This window comes from Stenotrophomonas sp. 05L414_2, from assembly GCF_056397905.1.
In genome coordinates this window covers 19,279-30,703 of sequence record NZ_JBFTOJ010000063.1, presented here as the reverse complement: position 1 = coordinate 30,703, position 11,425 = coordinate 19,279, and the positions used below count along the sequence as shown (strand labels likewise).

The window sequence follows — 11,425 nt, the reverse complement described above, 5'->3', positions numbered from 1 at the left end:
CCCCCAAGGGTGAGGGCGCTTTGCTTGCGAAGCACTGCTTCGCAAGCGCCCGAACGCACAGCCGCCAGYGGCTGGGCCGGTCTGGGGGTTTACGGCGTCCCCCGCAACCGGACCCACCCCGCCTACCCACGGAATGCCTGCTGTTGCTTTGGCTTTGAGGTTGCCGGCCAGCGGCCGGCACTACCGTTTCGGCGGGTGCAGGGCGCAGCCCTGCAAAAGAACCCCCTACCTTACGGCCACTGCATCTCGCCCTTGGCCACCTTCGCACTCAACTCCAGCGACGCCACCCCCGCCAGCTGCGGATAGCGCGCCTGCATCGCCTTCACCAACGCAGCGCTGTCCTTGGCCTTGGCGGTTTCAACATCGAAGGCACGGATGTAATCCGCGGTGAAGCGCAACGCACTGGCATCCAGTGCCGCCCCCTCCGCGTAATGACCGGGCACCACCACCTTCGGCTTCAGCGCCTGCAGCTGCTGCAGCGTGCGCAGCCAATCGGCATGCGACTGCGGCGTCTGCGTATCGGCCATCCACACGTGCTCGCCGGCCACCACCGGAATGCCACCGACGATCGCGCGCAGCGACGGCACCCACAGCACGCTGCGGTCCGGCGTCGGGCCATCCAGGCCGATCAACGGCAGGCGCTGGCCTTCCAGCTGCAGTGCATCGCCTTCCAGCACTGCGGGCACCACGATGCGTGCGGGAGCGTCAGCGCCCATCTTCGGCCCCCAGTACGCCAGCTTGCCGGCCTGGGATTCACGGATGTGCGCCACGGTCTGCGCGGTCGCGACGATGCGCGCCTGCGGGAACGCATCCTGCACGGTGGCCAGGCCGAAGTAATAGTCCGGATCGCCATGGCTGATGTAGATGGTGGTCAGCCGCTTGCCGCTGGCACGGATCTGCTCGACCAGCCGGCGTGCATCGCCGGCAGCAAACTGCGCGTTGACCAGGATCGCGTCGTTGCGCCCTTCGATCAGCACCGAGGACACCGAGAACATTGCCTGCGGGCCGGGATGGAAGGTCTGCAGGCGCAGCTGGGATTTGGCAGCGCTGGCGGGTGCAGGCGCGGCCGGTGCGGCCAGCAGTGGGGCGCTGGTGAAGCTGGCAGCCAGCGCGAGAGGAAGCAGCAGGGCAGCAGTACGCATGGGAGGTGTCCTTGGATTGTCGAGCCGAGCGTTGGCTATGCCGGGCGTCCTTGCCCGGCCCCCTACGGGCCGTCGCAAGCGACGTTGGCAACGGCTCCTGCCGTTGCCTTCGGCTTTACAGGTGGGTAGCGCCGGGCCATGCCCGGCAGGCGGTCAGGCCGGCGAGTGCGCGATCAGTACGCCGCCGTGATGATCTGCCTGGGGTGCTTGTGCGCTTCCAGTTCGGCGACGAACGCGGCGCCGTAGTCGGCGTAGCTGATGCGGCTGTGGCCGCTGGCATCGGCGAGGAAGGCCTTGGGCTGCACGCGGTACTGCCCACGCTCTTCACCTGGGCCGATTTCGGCGGCCGGCGAGAAGAAGGTCCAGTCCAGGTCATCCACCGCCTGCAAGCGGTTGAACGCTTCACGGTGGGCCAGCGCGTAGGGCTTGTAGGCCTCCGGGAAGGTGGGGGTGTCGACCAGCTGCACGCCGGGGGCGACTTCCAGGCTGCCGGCGCCGCCGACCACGACCAGGCGCGGCACGTTGGCCTTGCGGGCGGCATTGGCCAGCTGTGCGGCAACCTCGCCGACGCGACCGATGTCGTCGCCCGGGCGCGGGCCGTAGGCGCTGGCCAGCACATCGTGGCCGGCGATGGCGGCGACCAGGGCGTCCTGGTCATCCAGCGAGGCGATGACCGGATGGGCACCGGCCAGCTCGGCCGGCAGGTCCTGCGCGCTGCGCACGATGACGGTCAGTTGATGGCCGTTGGCCAGCGCGTGGCGGGCGATCTGGCGGCCGATGTTGCCGGTGGCACCGACGAGGGCGATCTTCATGGCAGGACTCCGTGGGGGTGGTGGTTGGGAATGGGGCCACTGTAGGCCGCTGCAGTCGATCGAAAAACAGCGTATAACGCGCTTATTTGTTGCATGGATCGAGCAGATGGACCGATTGACCGCCATGACCGTATTCGTCGAAGTTGCCGAGCGCGGCAGCCTGACCGCCGCCGCCGAGGTGCTGGACATGTCGCGGGCGATGGTCAGCCGCTACCTGGCCGAGGTGGAGGGCTGGCTGGGCGCGCGGCTGCTGCACCGGACCACGCGGCGGGTCAGCCTGACCGGGGCCGGTGAAGCCGCGCTGGCGCGTTTCCGGCAGATGCTGGCGATCGGCGAAGAACTGCAGGGTGAGCTGGCCAGCGACGATCCCGAGCCACACGGCACGCTGCGCATCACCGCCAGCGTGTCGTTCGGGCAGAGCCATCTGGCGCGTGCGGTGGCCGCCTTCGTGCAGCGCCATCCGGCCGCACGCATCGAACTGCTGCTGGTCGACCGCATGGTCAACCTAGTGGAGGAGCGCGTCGACCTGGCCGTGCGCATCGCGCGGCAGATCGATCCCAGCCTGATCGCACGTCGTTTGGCGATCTGCCGTTCGGTGCTGTGCGCGACGCCGGCCTACCTGCAGGCGCGTGGCACGCCGACCGCGCCCGAACACCTCGCCGTGCACAACTGCCTGACCCATCATTACGTCGGCAAAAGCCTGTGGCAGCTGCATCGCGAAGGGCGCTCGTTGTCGGTGGCGGTGGGCGGCAACATCAGYGCCAATGAAGCATCGCTGTTGCTGGAGGCGGTGCGCGCCAATGCCGGTATTGCCATGTTGCCGACCTATCAGGTCGCACCGTTGCTGCGCAGTGGTGAGCTGATCGAACTGCTGCCCGAGTACAGCCTGGACGAGCTGGGCATTCATGCCGTGTACGCCTCGCGCCGGCAACARCCCGTTATCATGCGGCGATTCCTGGATTTCCTCGCCGAGTGCTTCGCCAGCCCGGCCTTCCAGGATCTGGACTGGCGCCCTTCGGGCAAGGAGAACACATGAATCAGGGACAGGCGTTGATCGACCACAACCGTGCTGCCTGGGACCGCCAGGCCAGCGAGGTGCGCGAGTGGTCGCGACCGGTGGATGCCGAAACGATTGCCGCCGCACGCGAGGGACGCTGGCAGGTACACCTGACGCCGCGTGCGTTGCCGCTGGATTGGCTGGGCGATGTGCGTGGCAGGCGCATCCTGTGCCTGGCCTCGGCCGGTGGCCAACAGGCACCCGTGCTTGCCGCGGCAGGCGCTGAGGTGACCGTGTTCGATCTTTCCGACGGGCAGCTGGCGCAGGACCGCGCCGTCGCCGACCGCGACGGTCTGTCGCTGCGCACCGTGCAGGGTGACATGCGTGATCTGCAGGCATTTGCCAGCGACAGCTTCGACGTGGTGTTCCATCCCATATCGAACCTGTACGTGCCCGACGTGCGTCCGGTGTGGGCCGAGTGCCGCCGGGTGCTGGCACGCGATGGCCTGCTGATGGCCAGCTTCTACAATCCGGTGGTGTTCGTTGCCGCGCGTGATGCACAGCTGAGCGAGCAGGGCCTGATCCGCCCGCAGTACGCGATTCCCTATTCCGACCTGGAAGACCTGGAGCCCGCCGCGCGCGAGGCCAAGCTGGCCCGTGGCGAAGCGCTGACATTCGGTCACAGCCTGGGGGATCTGATCGCCGGGCAGCTGGATGCCGGGTTCGTCATCGACCGCTTCATGGAAGACTGGCAGCCGCAGCCGCGCTTCCTGATCGACCGCTACCTGCCGACCTTCCTGGCCACCCGCGCACGCCGGATCGGCTGAAGACGCGGGCGTACAATGGACGGCCCCACGTTGCACGAGTGAGCCGTCCCTTGTCGTATCCCTATCCGCTGGTCGTGTTCGACCTCGATGGCACGCTGGTCGACAGCGCCGCCGATATCGCCGAAGCACTGAACCGCACGCTGGAAGACATCGGCCTGGCGCGCGTACCCGAAGCCACCGTGCTGGGCTGGATCGGTGACGGCGTGCGCCGGCTGGTCGAACAGGCCGTGCAGGCCGCCGGGCGTCAGATCGATCTGGCAGCGGTGATGCCGACCTTCATGGTCCATTACCGCGAATGCCTGCTGCGCAGCCCGCAGCTGTTCGCTGGCGTAGTGGACGCGCTGGCGCAGTTGCGCGCGTTGAACGTGCCGCTGGCCATCTGCACCAACAAGCCGGCCGCGCTGGTGCCGCCGTTGCTGCAGCACCTGGGCATCGCCGATGCCTTTGCGCTGGTGCTGGGCGGTGATTCGCTGCCGCAGCGCAAGCCCAGTGGTGAGCCGTTGCGGCATATTGCCGCGCACTTCGAACTGCCCGTCGATGCGTGCCTGATGGTTGGCGATTCGCTCACCGACTATCGTGCTGCCGAGGACGCCGGCATGCCGATCGCGCTGGTGCGCTACGGCTATCCGCGAGGACTGGACCTGGAAAACGCGCAGGCCGTCGCGGTAATCGACGACCTGCGTGAACTGCCGGGATTGGCTGCGGTATCGGCGACCTGACCCGCCGGTAGCGCCGGGCCATGCCCGGCGGCCCTTCGATCTGGCGCCCCGACGCCGGGCATGGCCCGACGCTACCGCTTACCTGGGCTGGTAACGCACGCTCAGCTGATACTCGCGGCCTGGCTGGTTGAACCACGCCACGGTTTCGTACTCGCGGTCGAACACATTGGCCACCCGCGCCAGCACCGACCATGCCGGGGTAAGCGCGTATTCGGCGCGCAGATCCAGCGTGCCGTAGCCGCCGACCTTCGCCGCGTTGGCGGCATCGTCGTAGCGCTTGCCCGCGCCCTGTACGGTCAGGCCGGTGCGGAAGTCGCCGAAGCGGCGGTCGATGTCCAGGCGCGCGGTCTGCTGCGCACGGCGTGCCAGCCAGTTGTCGAACTGCGCGCTGCCGTTGGTGCGGTTGCGCGGGTCGGTGAAACTCAGCTGCGCGTTGATGTCGAAGCCGGCCACGGTGGCGCCGCCGGTCAATTCCGCACCGCGGATGCGTGCCTTTTCGACCTGCTGCATGCGGAAGGTGGCSGCGTCGTAGGTGATCAGGTCATCGATGCGGGTTTCGTACACGTCCAGGCCCCAGCGCCAGCCCTGGCCCTGCTGCGAGATGCCGAGGTTGGCACTCTTGGACTTCTCCGGGTCCAGCGTCGGCACGCCGCTCCACGGGTCGTACAGGTCGCTGAAGGTCGGTGCCTTGAACGCGGTGCCGTAGCTGGCGTTGACGCGCAGGCCGTGGCCCAGCTCCATCGCCCAGCCGAGGCTGCCGGTGGCATGGTTGCCGAACTGCTGGTTGTCATCATTGCGTGCGCTGGCCTGCAGCTGGTGACGGCCGAAGCGCGCCTGGTACTGCAGGAACACGCCGGTGTTGCGACGGCTGTCGACCAGGTAACCGGCGCTGCTGCCATCCAGGTTGTCCTCGCTCCAGTCCACGCCGGCGCTGAGCAGCTGGCCTTCGGCAATACCGATGTCGGCCTGCAGCGAAGCGCTGTCGCGGTGCGTCTGTGCGCTGCCGCGTGCACCGAAATCACCGAAGTTGTCGGACTCGTTGTCGCTGCGGCCGACGTTGGCGGTCAGCGTCAACTGCTCCGACGGGGTGTAGCGCACCTTGCCGGCCAGTACCTGCTGGCGGGTCTCGGAGTAGTTGTAGTAGCCGTCGTAGTGGTTCTTGCCGTCGGCACGCAGCGCGCTGCCTTCCACGGTCCACTGGTCGCTCAGGTTGTAACCACCGCGCAGGCTCTTGGACAGGTTGCGGTAGCCATCGCGGTCGGGTTCATCGGCAAAGCAGCCGGTGAACAGCGTGGCCGAACCGCGGCAGGCATCGATGCCATCCGAATGCTGGTAGGCGATGTCGGCGCCGAACCAGCCGCGTTCGGTGCCGCCACCGATGCCGCCGCTGGCTTCACGCAGGCCATTGCTGCCGCCGCCCAGCTGGAAGTGCGGAGCGAAATCACCCTGGTTGCGGCGGGTGAAGATCTGGATCACGCCGCCGATGGCGTCGGCACCGTACAGGCTGGACTGCGGGCCGCGCACGATTTCCACGCGCTCGATCTGTGCCAGCGGCAGATCCTGGTACATCGCCAGGCCGAGGTCGGCGCTGTTGATGCGCACGCCATCGACCAGCACCACGGTATGCGAGGAATTGGTGCCACGCAGGAACAGCGAGCTCTGCTTGCCCAGTCCACCGGCATTGGTCAGGTTGATGCCGGCGCGGCCCTGCAGCAGTTCCTGCAGTGAGGTGGCCTGGCTGGATTCGATCTGCGCGCGGTCGATCACCTGCGCAGGCGCAATGCTGTCCTGCAGGGCGATCGGAGTACGGGTAGCGGTGACCAGCACCTGGTCGAGGTCGGCGGCGCCATCATCGGCCAGGGCCAATGCAGGAAGTGCGGCCAGCACGGCCAGGGACAGCATTCGGGACTGCAGTTTCATCGGGGGACTCCAGGTGCCGCGCACGCCCGCGCAGCGAAGGGGAGGAGTCACAACAGGCAGGCACGCGCCGATGCCGCGGCCATCGCCACAGACATCCAGCGCCATGCCCACCGCATCGCGACCTGAGGCTTCCGGGCCGGTCTCCGGGCTCGCCGCCGGGTGGCCCGAGGCCACCGTCCAGGCGCCTTCCCATGCCTGCGGCACAGTGGCGGGTTGCCTGGAATTGACGTGCTTACCGTTGCGGGGGCAGCGCCGGCATGGCGTGTTGTCACGCGTCACCGGCTTCCCGTTTCAACCTGCCGGCAGGGCCGCAGGTCACCTGGAAGTGCGCGCAGTCTACGGCATCGCGGCCGGCCCGTAGCGTCGAACCCGCACGACTGAGCAGGCGCGGATGCACCTGCACGGTGCAGCAGACCTGCGCCAGCGCCTAGAATGCAGCTCGAATTATCGTGGTGCCGTTGCCGATGTCCGTCTGTTTTCCGCTGTTCCCGCGCCGCCCTGACTGGGCACGCGCATGATCCTCGACCTGGTCCGCCATGCCGGCAACGGTCGCGATGAGTTCCTCGATGGCCGCAGCGATCCGCCRCAGCTGGCCCGCCTGCCGCAGGAGCTGGTCGATGCCTATGCCGGGCAGTCGTGGGAACGGGTGATCAGTTCGCCGCGCCTGCGCTCGCTGCATACGGCGATGGCACTGGCCACACCGCGCGCGCTGGATGTTGAGGCCGACGAGGAGTGGGAAGAGCTGGATTTCGGCGACTGGGATGGCCAGTCATTGTTTGATCTGCCGGAAGAGGCGTTGGCCGCGTTCCACGCCGATCCGCACGCGTTTCCGCCGCCGCATGGCGAAAGCTGGGGCCACTTCGAACGGCGCATCGCACGCGCGCTGGATCGCCTGCTGGATGACGACGACCCGCCGCCGACAGTCGTGGTCAGCCACGGCGGCCCGCTGCGCATGGTGCTGTCGCTGGTGTGCGGCCTGCCGATGTCGCTGTGCTGGGCGCTGCGCATCGACCACGGCACGGCATGGCCCGGCGCTACCGATCGCGCATCACAGTGGTGGTGCCGGCCGGTGGCCGGCATTCCCAGCAACGCGGAGGCCTCAATCCTCGTCGGCGCTTTCGGCCGTGCTTTCTTCGCCGTCGTCCTCGGCGTCGAAGCGCTGCTCATGCACCGGGCCCGAGGCCGGACCTGCCGCCTTCAGCGGATGCACGGCAATCCGTGCTTCGTAGTCCTGCACCAGTGCCGTACGCTGCGGTTCGCTCAGTTCCTGCCAGTGGCAGTCCAGCAGCGCACCTTCCAGCGAATACAGCAGGTTGAGGCTGGGCTTGAAGCCGGCACGCTTGACCTTGACGAAGGCACCGACGGCACCGATCGCAACCAGGTCCTCACGGCTGCGCAGGCCCACCTGGCGCAGCCATGCCGCACTCTTCGGGCCGATGTTGCGCAGCTTGACCGCGCTCACGCCAACGCCCCGACGAACACCTCGGCGATGGCTTCCAGACCGGCCTGGTCCTCGGCATCGAAGCGGCCGACGACCGGGCTGTCGATATCGAACACACCGATCAGCTCCCCACCACGGAGCAACGGCACCACCAGTTCCGAGCGCGATGCGGCGTCGCAGGCGATATGGCCGGGGAAGGCGTCCACATCTTCGATCCGCTGGGTGACGCGCTGGCTGGCGGCCGCACCGCACACGCCCTTGTCCAGCGGAATGCGTACGCAGGCCGGCAGGCCCTGGAACGGACCGACCACCAGTTCCTTGCCGTCATACAGGTAGAAGCCCACCCAGTTCAGGTCGGGCAGGGCGTGGTAGACCAGTGCAGCGAGGTTGGCCGCATTGGCGATGCGGTCGGACTCGCCGTAGACCAGGCCACGGGCCTGTTCCAGCAGCTGGGCGTATTGTTCCGGCTTGCTGCCGGTGAGCGAGGCGTTGGCGAACATGGCCGCAGTCTAGCAAGCGCGCCGGGCCAGCGATAATGGGGCTCTGTTGCCCCGCTGGAGCCTGTGATGTCCCTGCCTGCCACGTTGCCGACGGCCCTGTTCGTCACCGGCACCGATACCGAGATCGGCAAGACCGCCGCCAGTACCGCGCTGCTGCACGCGCTGCGCCGGCGCGGCCTGCGCGCGGTGGGCATGAAGCCGGTGGCCAGCGGCAGCCATGACGCGGGGCAGGGGCTGCGCAACGACGACGCGCTGGCATTGCAGGCCGCCAGCCTGCCGGTGCCTGACTACGCCGATCTGAACCCCTACGCATTGCGCCAACCGTTGGCGCCCGAACTGGCGGCCGCAGAAGATGGCGTGCGCATCGAACTGGCCCCGATCGTGGCGGCCTTCGAACGCCTGCGCGCACAGGCCGACGTGGTGGTGGTCGAAGGCGTGGGCGGCTGGCTGGCGCCGTTGTCGGCGCAGCTGGACCAGCTTGACCTGGTACGTGCGCTGCGGCTGCCGGTGGTGCTGGTGGTCGGCATGCGCCTGGGCTGCGTCAACCATGCGCGGTTGACCGCACACTCGCTGCAGGCCAGTGGCGTGGAGTGCCTGGGCTGGATCGGCAACCACATCGATCCGTCGATGCAGCGCCAGGATGAGAATTTCGCGACCTTGCAGCACCTCGAGGTTGCCGGCCAGCGGCCGGCACTACCGTGTTGCCGCCACCAGCTCCCGTGCGATCGCACCCAGCCGTTCCACCGCAGCGATGAAGCGCGCGTCCAGGGTCTGGCAGCACGACAACCGCAGGCAATGCCGGTAGCGCGCGCCACGCGAATACACCTGGCCCGGCATGAACACGATGTCCTCTGCCAATGCGCGCTCGAACAGCTCCCGGGTGTCTACGCCAGGCAGCTCCAGCCACAGCAGGAATCCTCCCTGCGGCTCGGTAGCGCAGGTGCCGGCCGGGAAATGTTCGGCCACCAGCTGCCGCAGGCGACCGACCTGTTCGCGGTACAACCGGCGCATGCGATGCAGGTGGTGCTCGTAGCTGCCTGCTTCCAGGTAGGCCGCCACCGCATCACCGAGCAGCTGCGGTTCGCCGCCGGTGGACTGGAATTTGAGCAGCGCGATGCGTTCGGCGAAGCGGCCGCCATCGAGCCAGCCGATGCGGTAGTCCGGTGCCAGCGTCTTCGAGAATCCACCGACCACCATCACCCAACCGTCGCGGTCGAACGCCTTCAGCAAGGGCGCCGGCGGCTCGCTGAACTGCAGTTCGGCATACACCGCGTCTTCGATCAGCGGCAGCTGGCGTGCGTTGACCAGTTCGGCCAGGCGCTGCTTGTCGGCGATCGGCATCGTGCAGCCCAGCGGGTTGTGCACGGTCGGCATCACCACCAGCGCCGCAAGAGGGGTGTGCTCCAGCAGCGCTTCCAGCGCATCCACGTCCAGGCCGCGCTGCGGATGAGTGGGCAGTTCGATCGGCTGCAGGCCCAGCGTGGTCAGCAGGGGATACAGGTTGAAGTACGAGGGTGCTTCGATGCCGACTGCATCGCCGGGTTGGGTGACCGCGCGCAGTGCCAGTTGCAGTGCTTCCATCGCACCATGGGTCAGCAGCAGGCGTTCGGGGTGGGTATGCAGGCCCATCCGCGGGCCACGCCGCACGATCTGCGCCAGCAGGCGTGGCGAACCATTGGGACGGGCGTAGGTCTCCACGGTCTGCTGGCCATGGCGAAGTACCTGCGCGGTGTGCCGGGCCAGCTGCGCACCCGGGTAGAACTGGCGCCCACGCGGGCCGGCAAAGGCGAGGTCGATCACGCCGGGGCGCCGCTGCGCTTCCAGCACCCGCGCCATCAGCACCTGCTGCAGCGGGGCGGTGGGCGCGGACGGCGCATCACGCAGCGAGCGCTGCGGAACCGACAGTCGCGGCGCGACTTCGAAGCCGGCCTTGGGCCGCGGAATGACCAGGCCGGCGTCTTCCAGCTGACGGTAGGCCGCGATCACCGTGTTCAGGCTGAGCTGGCGCTGCGATGCCATCTGCCGCAGCGATGGCAACCGGCTGCCGACCGGCAGGCGCCCGCCGTGGATGGCTTCAGCCAGCTCGTCCGACAGCCGCTGGTAGCGGGGAGGAATCATCGTGGTGGCGTCTTCTGTATCCATCGACCCGGCCCGCATCTGGTTCTGTACCCATGATGCTGACGAGCCTAGCATGTCGTTGTCGGCCGGGCCTGATCGGGGCCGGGTCGATACTTCCCAAGCGCACGGCCCTGTGGCCGTGCGTCTTTTTCATGCCGTGGTGGCGGCCAGCGGCCGGCCCCACCATGGGGTGTCAGCGCATCGGCACCAACGCGGGATCGCGGCGGTACAACGCCGGGAACTGCTTGCCCAGCGCGGTCAGCTTGGGCGCGTCGTAGTAGCGGATGTACGCGGCCTGCGGGTAGTTGCTCATGTAGTTCTGGTGGTAACTCTCGGCCGGGTAGAAGCGCTGGCCGCTGCTCACCTGGGTCACGATCGGCGCGCGGTAGCTCCCCGCCTGGCCGAGCTGGCCGATGTACGCACGGCTTGCTGCCTGCTGGCGCGCGTCTTCGGCGAAGATCGCCGAGCGGTACTGGCTGCCATGATCGGGCCCCTGGCGGTTGAGCTGGGTCGGGTCGTGCACCACCGAGAAGAACACCTGCATCAACTGTCCATAGCTGACCTGGCGCGGGTCGTAGTCCACCTTCACCGCTTCGGCGTGGCCGGTGCGGCCACCGCTGACGCGTTCATAGCGGGCGTCGGCGGCACTGCCTCCGATGTAACCGGACACCGCGTTGCTCACCCCTTTGACGTGCTGGAACACGCCCTGCACGCCCCAGAAACAACCGCCGGCGAATACCACGCTGGCGTGGCTGGCGTGGCTGGCGTCATCGCGGAACGCCGCATCACCGCTGGGCGCAGGCAGTGCCTGCAGCTGTGCGGTGGGCTCGGCCGGGGCGGCGATCGCGCTGTGGTCCACCAGCAGCACACCCGCGACCAGCGCGGTGGCGACCAGGCCGGCGACGCCGGCGGCAATGCCCTGTTCGAAGGAGAGTTTCATCGTGTGCTC

At 68.1% G+C, this 11,425-nt stretch carries 10 protein-coding genes, 2 pseudogenes and 1 riboswitch; of the genes and pseudogenes, 5 read left to right on the top strand and 7 right to left on the bottom strand.

Features of this window, described 5'->3' with window-relative positions:
* Window positions 1–230 precede the first annotated feature (230 nt).
* Complete coding sequence (locus tag AC1DJN_RS10885; protein ID WP_105163358.1) at window positions 231–1,142, bottom strand: MBL fold metallo-hydrolase; 912 nt, start codon at window positions 1,140–1,142, stop codon at window positions 231–233.
* A 173-nt stretch (window positions 1,143–1,315) separates the two neighbouring features.
* Entirely contained in the window at window positions 1,316–1,954 is a 639-nt protein-coding gene (locus tag AC1DJN_RS10880) for an NAD(P)-dependent oxidoreductase (protein WP_032976398.1), read from the bottom strand.
* A gap of 106 nt (window positions 1,955–2,060) precedes the next feature.
* Here AC1DJN_RS10880 and AC1DJN_RS10875 point away from each other — a divergent pair, with 106 nt between their 5' ends.
* From AC1DJN_RS10875 to gph, 3 genes are read left to right on the top strand one after another with little or no spacing between them, the layout of a single operon-like run.
* Window positions 2,061–2,990: a LysR family transcriptional regulator gene (locus AC1DJN_RS10875; protein WP_025878424.1), complete on the top strand. Its 930-nt coding sequence runs from the start codon at window positions 2,061–2,063 to the stop codon at window positions 2,988–2,990.
* Window positions 2,987–3,778 carry a class I SAM-dependent methyltransferase gene (locus tag AC1DJN_RS10870; protein WP_033830262.1) on the top strand — a complete coding sequence of 264 codons (792 nt, stop codon included), beginning with the start codon at window positions 2,987–2,989 and terminating at the stop codon, window positions 3,776–3,778. The genes AC1DJN_RS10875 and AC1DJN_RS10870 overlap by 4 nt, the downstream gene beginning before the upstream one ends.
* Window positions 3,779–3,828: 50 nt before the next feature.
* Window positions 3,829–4,497 carry a phosphoglycolate phosphatase gene (gph, locus tag AC1DJN_RS10865; protein WP_080150129.1) on the top strand — a complete coding sequence of 223 codons (669 nt, stop codon included), beginning with the start codon at window positions 3,829–3,831 and terminating at the stop codon, window positions 4,495–4,497.
* A 78-nt stretch (window positions 4,498–4,575) separates the two neighbouring features.
* Here the strand turns inward: gph and btuB are convergent, their stop codons facing one another.
* Entirely contained in the window at window positions 4,576–6,417 is a 1,842-nt protein-coding gene (gene btuB / locus AC1DJN_RS10860) for a TonB-dependent vitamin B12 receptor (RefSeq protein WP_442252412.1), read from the bottom strand.
* A 117-nt stretch (window positions 6,418–6,534) separates the two neighbouring features.
* Window positions 6,535–6,755: riboswitch (cobalamin riboswitch) on the bottom strand.
* A 176-nt stretch (window positions 6,756–6,931) separates the two neighbouring features.
* Here btuB and AC1DJN_RS10855 point away from each other — a divergent pair.
* Window positions 6,932–7,438, top strand: a pseudogene (locus tag AC1DJN_RS10855) (histidine phosphatase family protein); the annotation flags it as partial.
* Window positions 7,439–7,516: 78 nt separating this feature from the next.
* On the opposite strand, the gene AC1DJN_RS10850 reads toward AC1DJN_RS10855, so the two are convergent.
* Both AC1DJN_RS10850 and AC1DJN_RS10845 read right to left on the bottom strand, forming a co-directional pair.
* A complete protein-coding gene (locus AC1DJN_RS10850; RefSeq protein WP_025878429.1) occupies window positions 7,517–7,879 on the bottom strand; it encodes a TfoX/Sxy family protein in 363 nt (120 codons plus the stop codon).
* Window positions 7,876–8,358 carry a GAF domain-containing protein gene (locus AC1DJN_RS10845; RefSeq protein WP_025878430.1) on the bottom strand — a complete coding sequence of 161 codons (483 nt, stop codon included), beginning with the start codon at window positions 8,356–8,358 and terminating at the stop codon, window positions 7,876–7,878. Before AC1DJN_RS10845 ends, AC1DJN_RS10850 begins: the two co-directional genes overlap by 4 nt.
* A gap of 66 nt (window positions 8,359–8,424) precedes the next feature.
* Here AC1DJN_RS10845 and bioD point away from each other — a divergent pair.
* Window positions 8,425–9,060, top strand: a pseudogene (bioD, locus tag AC1DJN_RS10840) (dethiobiotin synthase); the annotation flags it as partial.
* Here the strand turns inward: bioD and AC1DJN_RS10835 are convergent.
* Complete coding sequence (locus AC1DJN_RS10835) at window positions 9,052–10,500, bottom strand: aminotransferase-like domain-containing protein (RefSeq protein WP_025878432.1); 1,449 nt, start codon at window positions 10,498–10,500, stop codon at window positions 9,052–9,054. The pseudogene bioD and the gene AC1DJN_RS10835 sit on opposite strands and share 9 nt — an antisense overlap.
* 169 nt (window positions 10,501–10,669) lie before the next feature.
* On the bottom strand, window positions 10,670–11,416 hold the full coding sequence (gene msrA / locus AC1DJN_RS10830; RefSeq protein WP_442252068.1) for a peptide-methionine (S)-S-oxide reductase MsrA: 747 nt from the start codon (window positions 11,414–11,416) through the stop codon (window positions 10,670–10,672).
* Window positions 11,417–11,425: the final 9 nt, after the last annotated feature.

Excerpts from the sequence above, each read along its gene's own strand:
- AC1DJN_RS10845 (WP_025878430.1), bottom strand. The coding sequence starts at position 8,358 with ATGTTCGCCAACGCCTCGCTCACCGGCAGCAAGCCGGAACAATACGCC.
- AC1DJN_RS10870 (WP_033830262.1), top strand. The coding sequence starts at position 2,987 with ATGAATCAGGGACAGGCGTTGATCGACCACAACCGTGCTGCCTGGGAC.
- AC1DJN_RS10835 (WP_025878432.1), bottom strand. The coding sequence starts at position 10,500 with ATGGATACAGAAGACGCCACCACGATGATTCCTCCCCGCTACCAGCGG.
- AC1DJN_RS10885 (WP_105163358.1), bottom strand. The coding sequence starts at position 1,142 with ATGCGTACTGCTGCCCTGCTGCTTCCTCTCGCGCTGGCTGCCAGCTTC.
- AC1DJN_RS10880 (WP_032976398.1), bottom strand. The coding sequence starts at position 1,954 with ATGAAGATCGCCCTCGTCGGTGCCACCGGCAACATCGGCCGCCAGATC.
- msrA (WP_442252068.1), bottom strand. The coding sequence starts at position 11,416 with ATGAAACTCTCCTTCGAACAGGGCATTGCCGCCGGCGTCGCCGGCCTG.